The sequence below is a fragment of the Chryseobacterium sp. CBSDS_008 genome (genome assembly GCF_049959325.1).
Classification (GTDB): Bacteria; Bacteroidota; Bacteroidia; order Flavobacteriales; family Weeksellaceae; genus Chryseobacterium.
The window spans coordinates 3,190,697-3,207,492 of sequence record NZ_CP188202.1; the positions used below are offsets into that span (position 1 = coordinate 3,190,697).

The 16,796-nt window shown below is 36.7% G+C and carries 17 protein-coding genes and 2 pseudogenes; 1 reads left to right on the top strand and 18 read right to left on the bottom strand.

Annotation, left to right across the window (positions count from 1 at the left end; genetic code table 11):
* Positions 1–25 precede the first annotated feature (25 nt).
* On the bottom strand, positions 26–2,728 hold the full coding sequence (locus ACP3T3_RS14405; RefSeq protein WP_426476520.1) for a hypothetical protein: 2,703 nt from the start codon (positions 2,726–2,728) through the stop codon (positions 26–28).
* 415 nt (positions 2,729–3,143) lie between these two features.
* Between ACP3T3_RS14405 and ACP3T3_RS14410 the strand changes: the two genes are divergently transcribed.
* Entirely contained in the window at positions 3,144–4,025 is an 882-nt protein-coding gene (locus tag ACP3T3_RS14410) for a cupin-like domain-containing protein (protein WP_426476521.1), read from the top strand.
* Between the two features lie 50 nt (positions 4,026–4,075).
* Here the strand turns inward: ACP3T3_RS14410 and ACP3T3_RS14415 are convergent, their stop codons facing one another.
* The 17 genes and pseudogenes from ACP3T3_RS14415 to ACP3T3_RS14495 all read right to left on the bottom strand — a co-directional run bounded on the left by ACP3T3_RS14415 (position 4,076) and on the right by ACP3T3_RS14495 (position 16,784).
* Positions 4,076–4,864 carry a choice-of-anchor J domain-containing protein gene (locus ACP3T3_RS14415; protein ID WP_426476522.1) on the bottom strand — a complete coding sequence of 263 codons (789 nt, stop codon included), beginning with the start codon at positions 4,862–4,864 and terminating at the stop codon, positions 4,076–4,078.
* 98 nt (positions 4,865–4,962) lie between these two features.
* The gene (locus ACP3T3_RS14420; RefSeq protein ID WP_426476523.1) at positions 4,963–6,687 is read right to left on the bottom strand and encodes a hypothetical protein; all 1,725 of its coding nucleotides are present in this window, start codon (positions 6,685–6,687) and stop codon (positions 4,963–4,965) included.
* Positions 6,688–6,865: 178 nt separating this feature from the next.
* Positions 6,866–7,592 (bottom strand): annotated as a pseudogene (locus tag ACP3T3_RS14425) (metallophosphoesterase).
* The gene (locus tag ACP3T3_RS14430; RefSeq protein ID WP_426476524.1) at positions 7,593–8,135 is read right to left on the bottom strand and encodes an RNA 2'-phosphotransferase; all 543 of its coding nucleotides are present in this window, start codon (positions 8,133–8,135) and stop codon (positions 7,593–7,595) included.
* Between the two features lie 10 nt (positions 8,136–8,145).
* Positions 8,146–9,087: an ADP-ribosylglycohydrolase family protein gene (locus ACP3T3_RS14435; RefSeq protein ID WP_426476525.1), complete on the bottom strand. Its 942-nt coding sequence runs from the start codon at positions 9,085–9,087 to the stop codon at positions 8,146–8,148.
* Positions 9,087–9,773, bottom strand: a complete 687-nt coding sequence (locus ACP3T3_RS14440; protein ID WP_426476526.1) for an SIR2 family NAD-dependent protein deacylase — start codon at positions 9,771–9,773, stop codon at positions 9,087–9,089. The genes ACP3T3_RS14435 and ACP3T3_RS14440 overlap by 1 nt, the downstream gene beginning before the upstream one ends.
* Positions 9,774–9,777: 4 nt before the next feature.
* Positions 9,778–10,284 carry an O-acetyl-ADP-ribose deacetylase gene (locus ACP3T3_RS14445; RefSeq protein WP_426476527.1) on the bottom strand — a complete coding sequence of 169 codons (507 nt, stop codon included), beginning with the start codon at positions 10,282–10,284 and terminating at the stop codon, positions 9,778–9,780.
* Entirely contained in the window at positions 10,281–10,916 is a 636-nt protein-coding gene (locus tag ACP3T3_RS14450) for a DUF4291 domain-containing protein (protein ID WP_426476528.1), read from the bottom strand. Before ACP3T3_RS14450 ends, ACP3T3_RS14445 begins: the two co-directional genes overlap by 4 nt.
* On the bottom strand, positions 10,913–11,728 hold the full coding sequence (locus ACP3T3_RS14455) for a TIGR02452 family protein (RefSeq protein ID WP_426476529.1): 816 nt from the start codon (positions 11,726–11,728) through the stop codon (positions 10,913–10,915). Before ACP3T3_RS14455 ends, ACP3T3_RS14450 begins: the two co-directional genes overlap by 4 nt.
* A 271-nt stretch (positions 11,729–11,999) precedes the next feature.
* Positions 12,000–12,593 (bottom strand): DUF4291 domain-containing protein, encoded by a 594-nt coding sequence (locus tag ACP3T3_RS14460; protein ID WP_426476530.1) that lies wholly within the window; start codon positions 12,591–12,593, stop codon positions 12,000–12,002.
* 10 nt (positions 12,594–12,603) lie between these two features.
* Positions 12,604–13,074 (bottom strand): macro domain-containing protein, encoded by a 471-nt coding sequence (locus ACP3T3_RS14465; protein ID WP_426476531.1) that lies wholly within the window; start codon positions 13,072–13,074, stop codon positions 12,604–12,606.
* Positions 13,075–13,166: 92 nt separating this feature from the next.
* Positions 13,167–14,237, bottom strand: coding sequence for an adenylosuccinate synthetase (locus ACP3T3_RS14470; RefSeq protein ID WP_426476532.1), 1,071 nt, complete (start codon positions 14,235–14,237; stop codon positions 13,167–13,169).
* Between the two features lie 72 nt (positions 14,238–14,309).
* Positions 14,310–15,164 carry a hypothetical protein gene (locus tag ACP3T3_RS14475; RefSeq protein WP_426476533.1) on the bottom strand — a complete coding sequence of 285 codons (855 nt, stop codon included), beginning with the start codon at positions 15,162–15,164 and terminating at the stop codon, positions 14,310–14,312.
* A gap of 2 nt (positions 15,165–15,166) precedes the next feature.
* Positions 15,167–15,502, bottom strand: a complete 336-nt coding sequence (locus ACP3T3_RS14480) for a hypothetical protein (RefSeq protein ID WP_426476534.1) — start codon at positions 15,500–15,502, stop codon at positions 15,167–15,169.
* Positions 15,503–15,555: 53 nt separating this feature from the next.
* Positions 15,556–15,963, bottom strand: coding sequence for a hypothetical protein (locus tag ACP3T3_RS14485; RefSeq protein ID WP_426476535.1), 408 nt, complete (start codon positions 15,961–15,963; stop codon positions 15,556–15,558).
* Positions 15,963–16,511: a 2OG-Fe(II) oxygenase gene (locus tag ACP3T3_RS14490; protein ID WP_426476536.1), complete on the bottom strand. Its 549-nt coding sequence runs from the start codon at positions 16,509–16,511 to the stop codon at positions 15,963–15,965. The genes ACP3T3_RS14485 and ACP3T3_RS14490 overlap by 1 nt, the downstream gene beginning before the upstream one ends.
* A gap of 25 nt (positions 16,512–16,536) precedes the next feature.
* A pseudogene (locus ACP3T3_RS14495) lies at positions 16,537–16,784 on the bottom strand (NADAR family protein).
* Positions 16,785–16,796: the final 12 nt, after the last annotated feature.

Below are 16,796 nucleotides of genomic sequence, written 5' to 3' on the forward strand. Positions count from 1 at the left end.
AATCCGGCCGGATTGGTTTTTTGTTTTATTTAAAGTTGAATTTTACAGTAAACATGACCTGGCTGGGACGGAGCTGAATTCTTGTGTAAGAAATACTCTGTGCATTAATATCATACGTTTCAAAAACTTTTTTGTTTGCGATATTCATCCATTTCAATTCAAAATCTATCTTCTTCTTTGCCCAGCTGAACTGATAAGATAAATCATAGAATCCATTATTATACTTCTGAGTTCCGGCACTACTATTTACCTGATCCCAATTAAATCCGATGGTATGATTTTCCATTGGATAGAAGAATACTCCTAAGTTATGATTAAATCCATTTCTTGAGTTTTCATTATTCAATTCTGGCGTTGCACTTGTATTGGTTTGTTTTGTTCTGGAAATAGTAAAATTATAATCAACACTCATCCAACTGAAATAGGTATTATTGAATTTAAACCCTACAGACTGAGAATTGTTTTTGCTTTCGTATGATTTATCATTCTGGTAGGCATCTGATATTGAAGTATTGTTACTATAGCTTAATGAAGCATTTGTTTTAAATTTCGGGAAATACTTTCCTGCTTCTCCACTAAATCCATTATTTTTTGTGTGATTATCCTGCTCCAGATATTTCACAGTTGTATATCCTGCTTCATTTCTTACCGGAGAAGAAATAAGGTTTCTTTTAACATCGGATAATCTGTAATTAAGATTAAAGAACAAATTGTTCAAAGGATTTCTGTATTCTATTCTTGTTCCTCCGGATTTTGTATTGTTTTGAGGAATTGGGTTAGCAGCATCCATTGCATTTATACCATTGGGTGACGTCATTAAAAATCCTGAATAGGCTGTGTTTACTTCACCAAAATTATTACTGATATTTCCTGTTAGTGAAGCTTTCCAGAACGAAGCAAAGGAATACTGTGCAAAGATATTAGGTTCAAAGGTTACTTTATTTACCGATTTTGAAACAAATCTTAATGGATCTTCAGCTTTAATATTGTTTGAATTTACGGGAAAATTGGCATATACCATCCATGATTCATTTTTATAATTTACACCTAAACTCCCATATGGTGTTGCTGTAGTATATTTCAAATCATTATTATATGCTTCATTGGGTCTTTCAAAGTTATCATTCTCTAAGTTTGTAAGATCTGTCGTAAGATTTGTCATTTTAAAATTAAATCCAACTTCCGGAGTAAAGGTCCATCCTTTAGCTGAAAATCCTAAGTTGGCAGAATGATTGGCTTCGAAAGTTTTAAGTCTCATATTTTGTCTTACAATATCTGTAAGGTCTGCAGCAGCAAATCCCGGAATCTGTAAGTAAGATGCAGGTGAAACCTCCAACGTCTGTTTATCGGTCTGATAATTAATATAAGACTGAACATTAACCATTTTCTCTTTCCATGGAATAATGGTACTCAAAGAGTTTTGAAATGAAGTGGTTGGAGATTCTATTGCCTCCTCGCCATGCCTGCTGCTGCTTCCATCTGTCCGGTCTGCAACGGCTCTGTCTGCATTCCAATACTGCGAAAAGCTTGTTGTATTTTTAAAAAACCCTTTCTTCGCGTTTTTAGTAAATATCAATTCTCCTTTTGCTTTATCTGTATAGAAATTATTGAAAATATTCTGAGTAACTCTTGAAGCAAGCTGGTTAGATGTTGCAAAATAATCGGTTTGGCTATAAGATTCTCTGTCTACAGCATTGTTGGTATAATTTGCGTTAGCTTTAAGCTCCCATTCTTTTTTCTTATCAATATTGGTAAGATAATTTGCTGACAGATAATGAACACTGTTCATCAAATATCTTTTTACCGGAAGATCAGGCACGGATGCATTCTCTACACTCAGCCAGTTATTTTGAGAAATATTACTTCTTCTTCCTTCCCATGAACTTCCGAAAGCCAGAATATTTCCCTCATTTTCTACCTGTTCACCCATGTTATTGGTTTTATAGTTGACTACCCATTGGCTTTTCTGTCCGAAAAACATGGGAGTCAGTTTTACATTCCAAAGCCATGGATCGCCGAAGCCTGTTCCTACTTCTCCTCTACCCGTCATAGTTACGGAGTTCTTAAGCTTGATATTGATGGCTGCCTGATCTGAAGGTACTTTGTCCTGAAGGATTTTTACCGGCTGGTGGTTTTCCAATACTTCTACTTTCTGTACAGCATCTTTCGGAAGAGAGTTATTGATAGTTCCATAACCGCCTTCCATCAGATCTTTTCCGTTGACATAAAATTTATTGATGGCATTTCCCTGATAAAGGATTGTTCCGTCGGTATTCACTTCGATTCCGGGAATCTTTTTCATAACATCCGCCAGGGTTCTGTCATTTTTGCTGTTGAAAGCTTTAAGGTCGTAAGAGATGGTATCACCTCTTGCGGTAATCATTTTTGTTTTCAGCTGTACTTCTTTGATTTCTGTTGCTTCAGACTGCATTTTGAAATTCAGGTTCTGATCGCTGTTGCTGATCTGCTTTGTAAGAGGTTTCTGATTAAATGCTTTCACTTTAAGATCCACATTGGATTCAGCAGAAGTGAAGGTTACTTTATATTCTCCTTTGGAATTGGTAATACCATAAGCCAGAATAGCATCTTTACCGGGTTCTTCTATGGTAACACTGGCACTTGGTATCGCTACCCCGTCATCATCAGTGATCTTTCCTGAAACCGTTTTCTGTGCAAAAGTAAGTACCGTAAAAAAAAGCATCAGAAATAAAGAAATATTTTTTTTCATACAATTATTTGCTTAATTAGTTAATCATTATAGTTTTTTGTTACACTTTCTATAAAGATGAATTTTATAAATGAAAGTTAAATCACTATCACTACAAATGTAGTTATATTAACATTTTGACTTCCGGATAAAAGTATGTTTATTCTTGGTTAATTCTACTACTTATTATTTTTATATTTTGGTTTATGAATGATTAAAAATACAAGTATTATTATTTTTGGAAATTCCGGAATAAATCTGAAAAATATTTTGATTTATTGAGCATGTAAAGAACATTTTTTCAGCATAAGGAGTATGTTCGATCTGTTCATTGAAACCAGATAGTAAAATCTGATTTGAATCATAGATTAAAAAAAAATTAAACGCTGTTTACATAAATATATATTTAATAATTTTGTAACATAAAATTTACAAAATGGGAATTATTTTAAAGCCTATAGATGTTGTAGATGACATTTCGAAAGAAGATTTCTACGAAAAATATCTGAAGCCAAGAAGGCCCGTTGTCATCAAGAATATGGCAAAAAAATGGCCCGCTTATCAAAAATGGACGATGGAGTATATGAAGGAGGTTGTAGGAGATGTGGAAGTCCCGCTCTATGACAGCTCAAAAGCAGATCCTTCTGCTCCCATTAATGCAGCGGCAGCAAAAATGAAGTTTGGAGATTATATAGATCTTATACAGCGGGAGCCTACTGACCTTAGAATTTTTCTTTTCGATCCTATAAAATTCGCTCCGAAACTGCTGGAAGATTATATTTCTCCCAAAGAATTAATGGGAGGCTTCCTTGACAAGTACCCGAATATGTTCTTTGGCGGAAAAGGATCGGTAACATTTCTTCATTTTGATATTGATATGGCTCATATTTTCCATACGCATTTCAACGGAAGAAAACATATCCTTCTTTTTGATTATAAATGGAAAGAAAGACTTTATCAGATTCCGTATGCAACCTATGCCCTGGAAGATTATGATATCGAAAACCCTGATTTCACAAAATTCCCGGCACTGGATGGTGTAGAAGGAATTGAATGCTACCTGGAGCATGGAGATACGTTGTTTATGCCTACAGGCTGGTGGCACTGGATGAAATACCTTGACGGAAGTTTCTCTATTTCTTTAAGAGCATGGGACAAATCATGGGCCGTAAAAGCACACTCATTATGGAATCTTACGGTACAGCGTAAATTTGACGACATCATGAAGTCTAATTTCAAAAAGAAATACATGGACTGGAAGGAGAAAATGGCGGTTAAAAGAGCAGAGATGGCCTTGAAGAGAGGCTTACCAAAATAATAAAAAGACGTTTCGTCGGAAACGTCTTTTTAATTCTATTATAAAAAATGCTATTTCTTAATCATTTTATAGCCTTTTTCAGTCTCTTTATCTTTGACTTTTATTATATAATTTCCTGATGCCAGATCACTTACATTTACACTTCCGTTTTCTGCATTCATGATTTCTTTTTTCACTAGTTTTCCGTTAAGATCATAAATGTTGATTTCAGATATCTTCGTTTTATTTTTGATGTATAAGATATCTTTTGCCGGATTTGGATAGATGGATGCACGGCTGTTATCCGCCTTTACATCAGAAACCGATAGACTGTTTGCTGAAATCTGGAAATCGTCTATCCCAATAAACCAGATATCTTCTGTAGTGGAATAAAAGGCAATATAAATTGTCTGCCCTACATACGGAGTTAGATCATAAGTATACTGATTCCATGAAGTAGGAGGTTTTACTGCAGCAGCAAGCGTATTGGTAAGACCTGCAATAGTAGGAGTTGTTGTTGATACTTTTATATCCACCGTTTCAGCAAGCCCGGACCCTCTGTTTCTTGCCCAGAAAGTAAGCTTATCTGATACCCCTGCAGTGACTACTATAGCAGGGCTGATCACATAATCATCATGGGCAGTACTGCCATATTCCAATCCCAGGAAATGGGTTCCTGAATGAGGAGCATTGAATGAAGAGTCATAGGAACTAAAGGTTTCCCAGGTCCCGGGATCTCCTCCATTAATTATCGTCCAATCGGCGGGCATTGTTGCCGAATCAAAACTTTGAGAATATTGTGCCAGCATGCCTATCGGCACAAAGCATAGTAATGTTACGAATCGATAAATTTGTTTCATAGTGTTTTATTTTGACACTAATTTAATAAAAAACAAAGATATTGATTAGCAAATCGACATTAAAAAACAAAAATAATCAGACTTTTTATGAAAAATCTCTACAACACCCTATAAACAGGATATTGTCTGAAAGTCTTTTCTTCAAAGTAAGGCGAATGCCTGTAGATCCAATCCAATTGTGCCTCTCCGTCTTCGGACAGCTTTTTATCGGATGTTTTGGCTGCTTCAAAGGCCTCTTTCAGCTTTTTATCTTTTTTCAGCAGTTCAGCAGCGGTATCTTCGAAAATATAAGCGGAATAGTATTCTTTCTGCGCTAAAATCCCATCAAAGAAATTCCAGTTGAAAAACGAGTCTAATGCCTCAGGCTCAAGGGTTTCTATAATATATTTTACACCAGGCTGACTGGTGGAAACCAGATAATCTCCTTCTGAAAATAGCATATCCTTTTTTGATGTATCAACTGTTGTTTCAAAATGCAGATAATGTCCTTCGTAAGGATTTTTAACGGTTTTAAAATCTTTAATTTTATAAGATTCGACTGCCAAAGCGCTGTCTTTCTGAATCGGTTTCATCTGAATGTTATTCCTTTTAAATTCTTCAATCACGCGATATTGAGATCGCGGGATCACATAATACTTCGGAATGGTAATATATCCTGTGGGTACTGCAGTAGTAAAAAGTTTTATATTTTTTGTAAAAGGCTTGTTCCGGTCATAATACAGTCTTGGCTTTCCCGAAACTTCACTGGGTTTGTATTTTCCTTCATAGCCTTTAAAATCCCTGGTGGAGAATTTTGTAGAATCTATTTTCCAGCGGATACCATATTGTTTTCCTGCCTGATATTGTTTTAAATTTTCAATGCGAAGCTGCTTTATTTTCTGATAGTCCTTATCTAAATTCTGCAGGTTGACCAGCATATATTTGTAAGTGGCATCCACTCTTTTATCATAAGGTTTCAGCATATGGGTTTCGGGAACTGTTCCTAAAGAATTGAACAAAGAAGTATATCCTGTAGAATATCTCGGTGAGTCTTCAAATGAGGTAAATCCTACTTCGGGAACATCTCCGTGAATATTCACATAGGGAGTACTTTCATACCCCAGTTTCTTCATGTCCTCAAGATTTTTAGCCTGATAATCATTATAGAAATAGGCTCCGAGCGTATTTCCCAAACGTTCTTTAAAGGTAGAAATATAAGTAAATGTATATTGATAATCCGCTCCGTTGCTGACATGGTTATCAATAAAAACATCAGGTTTCAGCCACTGATAGATTTCCTGGAAACTTCTGGCATTTTTAGAATCTGCTTTAATGAAATCCCTGTTCAGGTCATAATTCCTTGCATTTCCTCTGAAACCATACTGTTCCGGACCATTTTGATTGGCTCTGGAATAGGAGCCTCTGTTCAGCATTCCACTTATATTATAAGCAGAAATAGCGGCAATGATAAAATTCTGCGGAGTTTTGATTTTCTTGGCAGCAAGATCTCTCATCAGCATCATCGTAGCATCTATTCCGTCCGGCTCTCCGGGATGAATTCCGTTATTGACAAAGAGAACGGCTTTGTCTTCTCTTACTTTTTCCAGATCTTTTTCAGGAAAAGGGTTATAAACTACCACATAAATGGGTTTCCCATTGTCATCTTCTCCTTTTTTAAGGTATTGAATCGTGTTGAAATTTTTAGCCAGATCCTGATAGTAGCTGTTCATTTCATCGTAGGTAGCCGTCTGGTTTCCATTTCCTTTTTCAAAAGGAGTCTGAAATGATTTCTGTGCAAAAAATAAGGTAGAGCTTAGGGTGATTACAAGATATTTCAGTTTCATTGAAGTCATATTTTCAGACTTTAAAAGTAGTTATCTTTTGTGAGAAATGGGAGTGTGTTTGCAGTCAAAATTGCAAAAGGTCGAAAAGGTAACATTGTTTTGCAGATAGAAACCTAACAGGTTTTGAAAACCTGTTAGGTTTTTTTGTGAAAAATTTGAAAATTTTATTTATATGCGTTTAATTCCGGCCTTGCTCTTTTGGATATAAAGAAGGAAGCGGATCGCTTTGCCAGAATTCTTTAGTATCAATATCCATGATGGATAAAGATCCGGTATAGGCTGCTCCGGTATCCATATTCCAGATATTGGCTTTGTTGGCCGGAACCGTAGCTCCAATATTAAGGGTTGGAGTATGGCCAATATATATTTCATTGTATAAAAGCAGTCTTTTAGGATAAAACTCCGAGTTCTTTTTCAGTTTTGTATCCATTGCCACAGCCGTTTCCCAGAGGGTTCTGTCCCACCGGTAGTTACTGGAATAGACTTCTCTTTCCGGGCCGTGCATGGAAGCGTATCCGGCATGAATAAACAACCGGTTCTGATCATCAATATGATAGTTTTTCATCCTTTGAAAGAATTCCAGGTGAAGATCCAGATCTTCCGGGAGATAATCTTTATAACTCCCGACAGTACTCTTTCCTCCGTTGAAAAGCCATACATCAGGGCTTAGGCCCAATGCCAGCCAGTCTTCACACCAGGCATCATGATTTCCTTTGATGAAAATACATTCCTGCTTTTCGGAAAGTTCGATTAAGAACTTTATAATTTGGGAAGATTCGCTCCATCCGTCTACATAATCTCCAAGGAAGATCAGCCGATCATTTTCTGTTGCAGCTGCTCTTTCAAGAACCTGTTGTAGCTTTAAATCCTCCGTGAATGTCTCCTATTACTAATGTTCTGCTCATTTACTTCGAAATATATTTTGCATCTACGAAATCCGTCAGCCATACTCCATTTGCAGACTGGTAGAAAGATAATCCATCCTGATGCATTGTTCCGGTTCTGATGGTAAGAATCACAGGCTTCCCGTGTCTCATTCCTACCTTTGCAGCGGTCTCTTTATCAGCACTTAAGTGTACATGCTGGCGGGTTCTTTTTTCAATTCCTTTTTCTAAAATAGAATTGATATTGGTTTCTGCTGTTCCGTGGTAAAGAAAATCAGGCGGCTGTTTTGTTTCCAACGCCAGATCGATATCAATAGAATGCCCCTGACTGGCCCTGATCATTGTTTTATCTTCGTTAAAAGCAAAACGCTTCTTGTTATTAGTTTCTACCACTTCATCTAATTCTTCAGGCGTAAAATATATTCTTTTTTTGACTGCTTTCGCTCTCAGCTCTTCTATATCTGCCCAACCGTTTTCATCCAGCTTCAGTTCTATACTTTCCGGTTGATGACGTAAGATCAGGCTTAAAAATTTACTTATTTTTTTCTTTTCTATTTCGTTCATGGTTTGTGTTTTAACTCTTTAATTTTTGGTGCAGTTTCTCACACAATGCTTCAATATCATCCTTTCTTACCAGTTCCGAAATCCATTCCTGTGGAATATTTTCATATCCATAATAAATTCCGGCAATACCTCCGGTGATGGCTCCTGTGGTGTCGGTATCTTCTCCCAGATTGACGGCTTTTAAAACCGCTTCAGAGTAGCTTTCAGAGTTTAAAAAGCACCACAGAGAGGCTTCGAGGCTGTGCAGGACATATCCGCCACTCCTGATTTCATCTTCAGGATAGCCGGAAATACCATTTTTTAGAACTCTATCAAAAAGCTCAATTTCATTTGGGTTAAACCCTTGCTTTTCTGCATATTCCAACGCAACTTCCTGAGTATGTTCATAGGCCTCTTTTTTGTTCTTTCCTTTCAACAATTGAATGGCAAAAATAACATAGATGAAACAGGCAAAAACAGAACGGAAATGACCATGAGTTATTGCTGAAACTTCTTTTACTGTAAGATAAAGTTTCTGAATATCATTTTCTTTTTCAAGATAAAAAGCAAGGGGAAGAATCCTCATTAAAGAACCATTCCCGTTGTCTTCTTCAAAAATATTTCCTGAAAATCGGGCACTTTCCCCTTTCATTAATCTCGCCAGAGAATGTCTTGTCGTTCCTCCGATATCGAAAAGCCTTCCATGGGCAGTCCAGTGGCCATATTTGTTCCACTTTACGAAGCTTTGTCCAATTTTTTCCAGATCGTAGCCCTTGGTAAGCTCTTCGGCTAAACAAAGTGTAAGAGAACTGTCATCACTCCACGTTCCTTTGGGTTGATTCCAGGACATGTATTCCAGCATTTTTGTGACCGGATTTCTTTTCAGGTCTTCTCTTTTTTTAAATTCCACCGGAACTCCAAGAGCATCTCCAATACAAACGCCCATAATTCCTGCTTTCACTTTATTTTCCATCAGGCAAGGTTGACCAGTTTATCAAATAATAATTTCATTCCCTGGGTGGCGGTTTCTTTCATCACTACCGCTCTTTGTCCGTAGCCAAATCCTGTTTCATTAGGGTTGATGACGATTAAAAGACAATCGTCTTTGATATCATGAATCAATCCGGCTGCCGGATACACCTGCAAAGAAGTTCCGATTACCAGCAGGATATCTGCCTCTCTTATAATTTCTCTTGCGCTCTGATATAAAGGAACATCTTCTCCGAACCAAATGATAAAAGGCCTTAATTGTGCCCCGTCTTCTGCTTTGTCTCCGATATTGATATCTTCTTTTTGTTCATAAACCAGGCTTTTATTATTACAAGAACATGACTTGAACAGCTCTCCATGGATGTGAAGAATGTTGGTAGACCCTGCTCTTTCATGAAGATCATCGATATTCTGGGTAATAATCTGAACATCGAAATATTTTTCCAGCTCAGCCAATAATTGGTGAGCTTCGTTCGGCTGTACCTCATGAAGCTGACGTCTTCTCTGGTTGTAAAATTCAAGGACCAAAGCCCTGTCTTTTCTCCATCCTTCCGGACTTGCCACATCTGTTACATTATGATTTTCCCAGAGACCGTCTCCGTCTCTGAAGGTTTTTATTCCGCTTTCGGCACTTATTCCGGCGCCGCTTAATATGGTTAGTTTTTTCATGGGCTTATTCTAATAATTTGTTGTAAATCATTTCATTTTCATCATCAAAACAGACAAAAATAACCTTCTCAATGATATCCGACTTAAAATTTCTTACCTCATCTACTGCAATTTTTCCTGCCAGCTCTTTTGGAAATTTATATACACCTGTACTGATATTAGGAAAAGCAATAGTCTTAGCACCAAGGCTTTCTGCTAGTTGTAAAGAATTGCGATAACAGTTTGCCAGAAGTTTTGATTCTTTTTCCTCATTTCCATTCCAAACCGGACCTACCGTATGAATAACATACTTTACAGGAAGGTTTCCCGCAGTAGTTACTACAGCTTCGCCAGTCTTGCATTTGCCCTGTCTGTTTCTGATGGCTTTGCATTCTTCCAGTATCTGTGAACCTCCTGCTCTGTGAATAGCTCCATCCACTCCGCCTCCACCCAATAAGGATGAGTTGGCTGCGTTAACAATCGCATCAGCTTGAATTTTTGTGATGTCTCCTTTTATTAATTCAGTTTTCATCTTAAGTTGAGTTTTTTATTTAAAACCTCATCATCAAATAATAGCGGCTTTTCTTCAGGAACTATCAGATTATCTAGATCATCGTTCAATACAAACTGATATTGTTCTGTTACAAAATCTGAAATATTTTCAATGAGAATAATATCTTTCTTAGCAAAAGAATGAGTGAATTCATTCCTCAAGCCAATCTGAATTGCCCTTCTTTCCAGTTTATTTCCAAAAGGATTATGATCCGGATCCCACTGCAATCTCACTGATGATTCTTTTATCTGATTCTGCCATTCATTTCTGGAAATCCCTAAGTTTTTATTGTATGATGAATATACTGCATTTTCCAGATATTTTATAAAAGCTTCTTTATTCAAATGGATAGCCAGAATGCATTCCTGACCTTCTTTTCTGCCCCAACCATTTCTGTACATCATCCAAAGAAAATTAGGCTTTATCCATGTCATTCTTTCTAGGCTGAAACCTCCGCCAAAGAATTGATTCTTCACTGCAAATTCTCCAATTTCCTTTTTATAGGACTGATATACTACAATTTTCTCCTCATCATATTGAGCCATGATGTGATATCCTTGCTGAGGCCAGTCCCTCAGTTGTTCTTTATATTTTTCTACCTTAATGTTCATTGTATTTCTTCAAATGGTTTCAGCATTTCTTCTTTCTTCGTAAGCACTGCGAAAACCACTCTCTTAAATTTATTTTTATATTTTCCCTGAATGTATTTTCTGAATAATCCTGCAATTTCATTCGGGTCATTTTTGAAAACACCGCATCCCCAAGCTCCTAAGATCAGGACCTCATTGCCTTGCTGTAAAGCCAATGAAAGCATTTTATCCATTCTAAGATCCATTGCATCGATAATTTCATGTGCTCTTTCCGGTTCCTGACGTTTTACCACACCTGCATTGACAGCCGGAGAAGTGATGAAATTACACAGAACAGGTTTAGGAAGCAGTTCACCATTATCTTTCCTGAAAACCGGAACATTGGGACTATAAATCATTGTATCTGTGTAAAAACAGGATTCCATTGCACGGTGAATGGTATAATAATCCCATGCCTGAAGTAAGCTTTCATATAAACCTGAAGTTCTTGCCAGACTTTCTTCTTGTGCTTCTGCTCCGTTGATAAAACCTCCACCAGGATTTTTTGCTGATGCAAAGTTCAGACACATGAGTTTCTCCTGATTTTCTTCTTCAGCCAATTGTAAAATAGCTTTTAAAGAACTGCATTTCCATGTTTCAATTTTTGTATCAAAAATGGCTTCTGGCATCGGGGCCTCTTTCATTTCAGAAAGTTGTTCCGGGGTGAAAAGAACGGTTTCTTTTTTACAGATTTCCAATTCGTTTTCTATAGTTATTTTTTCGTTATGTTCGTTTATATAATATTTTTTGGCAAGGATATCCAATGTATCTTTTGCCATTCCTTTATTTGTCATAGTTAGTTTTTAATATTAGACATTAATTCTTCTAACTCAGTATTTCCTGCTCTTTCAAAATCATCTCCAATAAATACTTTAGTTACTTTGATGTTTCCTAAATGGCTTTATTAAAGCCTTCCAGTTCTCTGATGGAACCCATAGTTCGTTGTGGTTTCCAGCTCCTACATTCTGTGCAGGATATTGATCTGCCACTTTTTCCAGATCATTTCTTTTCTCCTACTGGTCTGTATAATGTTGTAGTTTTCATGAATTTTTGTTTTCTCATTCCTTAAACTGTGGCTCCGATTCTGTGAGCCAGTTCATCAGATAAAGGGTATTTTTTCTCCTCGGGCAACAGCTTCTTTGCTTTGTCGAATTCTCCTGATTTCGTAAGGTTCAGTATTTTCTTAACCAAAGGAGTATAATCCTCTATTTTTACAATCCATTTTTCATTGAATTCTTCAATCAGTGCGCGGCTGATTCCTACCTGAATGGAACGGTAATTCAGTTTCGTTCCTTTAATATTCCTTTCAGGATCCCATTGCACATATACTTCTGCATTTTCAAAATCTTTTTCCCAGTTTTGCGGATCAGGATAGACTCTTTTTTCAGGCGAAGTAAGAATTGCTTTACTTAAAGCTTTCTCCCAGGCATCTCTTTTAATATGTAATGCCAAAATACATTCCTGATTGGATTTCTGTCCATAATTACTTCGTTCCATCATCCAAAGAAAAGAAGGCTTTATCCAGGTCATCCTGTTAAATGAAAACGGAGCTGTAAATTTCTGATGCTCTACGGCTGACTTTCCAATTGCCTTATTATAAGCCTGGTAAACGATTATAGTATCATTTTTATAGTCTGCTCTTATCTCAAATTCTTTCATTGTAGTTTATTTATTCAAAATCATACACATAGACCTCTACATGTTGGGAAAGCAATGTTTTTTCAATAATAGGTTCTATTTCTTCCCATTTTCCTCCTGCCAGGCCGCATCCTATTCTCGGCATATGTACTGAGGCTTGTTGTTGGGAAACTTCGTGAGCTAGTTTTAATAAACATTTTTCTACTGCATCATATCTTATGGGTGAAACATCTGAATGGGTAATAATCTTATGCTGAGCAATCATATTGCAGACCCAGATATCTTCTTCTGTCTGAACCAGCTGGATTTCCCCAAGGTTAAAATTTTCTTTGTTTTTAAACCATTCACGGTATTTCTGTTCCGGCTGTTTCCATCTTTTTGAAATGGCAGTTACAAACCCCTTTCCCCAACCTCCTATATCGTTACAGATATGGGCAATTATTTTCTTTCCTTCAGCATGAGGACGGGTAGCATCTCCCTTTATATATTGTATTTTTTTCATGGTTATTATTTTCAATCATTTATCATTCCTTATTCTATCATTAAATATAAAATTAATGCTTTTATCCTATTTCTGATTTCTTCTTCAGAGAATTAAACAATCTGCTTAAAATCTTTTGAATACGGAGAATAAGATCCGTAAACAGCATTAAATTCAACATCCAGGTTTTCTAATTTCAATTGTTCATCAATCTGATCTAAACAGGTAACAACTAGATTCTTTTTAGTCGGAAATACATAAGCACCATCCAGTTTTAAGGCATAGTTCAGTAGTTTATAATCTATTTCTCCGGTTCTTAGCTCCTTCTGATACTCATTAAAAATACAGGTTTCCTCTTCATTATTTTTCAGATTCATTTCTTTTTCATTGTGCATCCAGCCGTTTCCGTGGCGGGTTGAGTAGCTTCTTGTCACATAATACATTTCAATGTCTTCAATTTTTAAAAGCTTACAGATTTCGTAAGCGTTTTTTGAAGTGGTATGTGCATAAGTCACATTGGGAAAAACGCCATGATCCATATCGAGCAAAATACCCTGACTCCCTTCAAAAATAAGGTGATCGAACGAAGTCAGGTAATTATAATCATTTATTTTCCAATTAATTGCTTCAATAGCATCTAAGAAAGGTTTTAAAAGTACATTGATCTCGTTTTCATCTACAAAGCCATAGTAATAGGCAATTCCTTTCAACTTTTCTATTAGCATTTCTTTGGGCGCTATGAGGTCTATGGCAAATAGTTTATAAGGACTTTCGTTTCTTTTCATCGTAGCTCCTACTCCTTTTCCACAGGTTCCGTGTTCCAGATTGCGGGCATTCGTTCTGTTTTGCCATACATCAAAAGGAGTTGTCACTATCGCCAATGGATGAATATGCAGCTCTGTGTTTCCCTTTTTTGCCTTTAATTCTTCCCGTTCATTGAGCAGAAAAACAGGATGGATGGTACAATGCTCGGTGAAGTAAGAAGGCAGACCGCGAAGTGCACCGCCCGCAAAACTGGAATGCACATGCTTTTTATCATCAATCATCACCGTATGGGCAGCCTGCTGACCTCCTGAAAATCTGATTACAACAGCCTCCGGATGCTGGGAAGCCAGAAAATCCGTGGTAATCCCTTTTCCTTCATCACCAAAACCAAGTCCTATTACTATTTGCGCCTTTTTCATCTCATTTATTTTATGAAAGCCTTTGCCATCTTCATTTGTGTTTTTAATTTTCTGGATGGCAATTGCTCTGTTTTAAAGCATTTGAAACTGATCTAAACCTCCAGTTCCTGTTGTTCCAAAGCTTTGATTTTTAAACTTATCACAGATAATTCCTTTGATAACATTGGGAATTTCTCTGTGATCTGTTATGGATACACAGTTTTGTCCTAATAATTCTTTCCAGCCTCTGTCTGCCCTTAATGCCTGATCGGAATGAAGAACACTGATGTGGTATACTTCATATTTTTTCTTTGCTTCTTCCAGCAATTCAAAATGAGTATAGGTTTGCTGCCCTTTGCCCATAATTTCCCTAATGGCAGAGGCAGAAAGTGTTTTTAAACAAGGTTCATCACCTACGGTAAACAATAATCCTTTTTGTCCTCTTTTTTCAAAAGCATCTGTTCTGGTGTGGAATGCTGCAAAATACCAGGCTAATAGGTAGCTTTCGCCCGCATTTCCACCACCTCCGGACTCAATATAAGTTCGTGTAAGCCACATATCCAGTTCTTCATCTCCTGACTCGAACTGTCCGACCTGAAGCGGATAGCCATCACATTCATGATCTCCGATTCCAAGGAATAATAAGGCCGGATCGGGAACTCCTCCCTGTATAATTCCACCCATTAATTTTGGCAATCCGTCTCTGATCAGTTCGTGGGGAATATGCCCCATACTTCCGGTAACATCCAGCCCTAAAATAACAGGAACTGAATGAGGATGAACTTCTGAATCTCTGGATTCTCTGAAAGAAATTCCGTGAGGATTCATAGATTCATGAGCCATTCTTTTGGCATTCTGGGTGAAAATTTCCCCTGCGGATTTTGTTCCGTAACCTGCTTTGCTTGCTCTGTCATAACGAGCGTCTAAATCGTATCTTGTACTTCCCATGACTACAATGTTTTTCCAAATAAATATTCAAATCTCTTCTGAGTCACTTCGAGCTGAATATTCAGATTTCTGATTGTTAATGATAATTCCATGTCTTTCTGAACGAATGCTTCAGGATTAAAATCCGAAAAAGTCAGACTGTTTCTGTCTAAAGGACTGATATCAATAAGCCCTTCCTGTTTGCGCTCGAGTCTTTTGATTTTAAGTTCGATATCTTCAACTCTGCGTCTGTAGATCAATTCGGAATCTGCTCCGATGATCTTGGCTCGGTCCTCTCTGATCTGATCATTATTTCTTTGTAATGATTCGATAAATCTGGGTTTTAATTCATCTTGCATGATCAAACATTTTTGTTTGTGTTAATATTACGCAAAAACAAAAATACATAGCTTTATATTCTAATTTTCCCTAAAGAAAAACATTTTTCTATATTCTTTTGAGTTCCGCTTTTTCTTTTATTGTCAGAATTAAAATCTACAGCTAAAAAATGAGTACACTCAGAAATAGCATACGAATCTCTTTCTTCGTCAGATTTAAATCCTCCCATCCTCTTCCAGTTTTTAGCTTTGGTATTAAAAGTATTAGCAAAATATCTTGGCTTAGCATTTAAATGAACAATGGTAACTTTTGAAGCCTTATCTTTTAAGAATTCCATCATTAAGGTATCTGTTCCTGTATAGTCACCTATCAAAAATTCACAATCTGAAATATCAAAATTTTCTAAAGTTTCAATATAAATTCTGTTAAAACTATCCCAGGAAATATTTCCATTTCCAAATACATATATCTTTCTCATCATTAAATCATTGAATACATTACATCTGTTCTCAAAACATATTTCAATCCACTGACCAGCGTCTTTCCTTCATGTCTTAAAGGATGGTGAAAAATAAGTGCTGTCCCTTTTTTGGGAGCTACGGCAAATAAATTTTCAAATTCCGTTTCTCCTCCTTCAAAATCATCATTCAGATAGATCATAAAGGTGTAAAAACTCTTCTCTCTTTCATTTCGGATATAGCTTCCGTTTCTGTGCATTTTAAACTGCTGTCCGGGCGCATATTTGTAAACTCTGAGCATTTCATTAAAGTTAAGAAGCTGATATCCATCGTGTTCCTGAGGCAGAAAGTCTACCGCTTTTTTGAAAAGCTCTTTAGCTAGTATAGTATCGAAAATCATCAGCCGGTCATTATTTCTGATTCCTTTATTCATCTGCTGACGTCCGAATACATTGATTTTTGCTTCTTCAAAAACTTTTTCCTCTGAAAGACTGATATAACGATCACATTCCATTTCATTCAGAAAATCTTCAATGAGAAATATCTGTGAGTGTAATTCTATTTTTTCCATAATTACTATTTATGTCTGGTTGTATTTACCTTCTTAACTCATCTCTTACTTCCATCAAAGCAAATCCCAGAAGGTTTTCTCCGTTCCATAGCAAAGGGTTTTCTGCCCTGCTGTCTGTTTCCAGCATCCCGATTCCCAGATTCTATCATAGGGACTTGCTTCTACAAGAATTTTATCTCCGGTTGATAAAAGAAAGTCTTTGAATTTTTGATTTTGAGAGAATTTTAAAAGATTTCCCCGGGTTACTAACTCATATTTATGTTCATCCCAGATTTTCGGATCAAA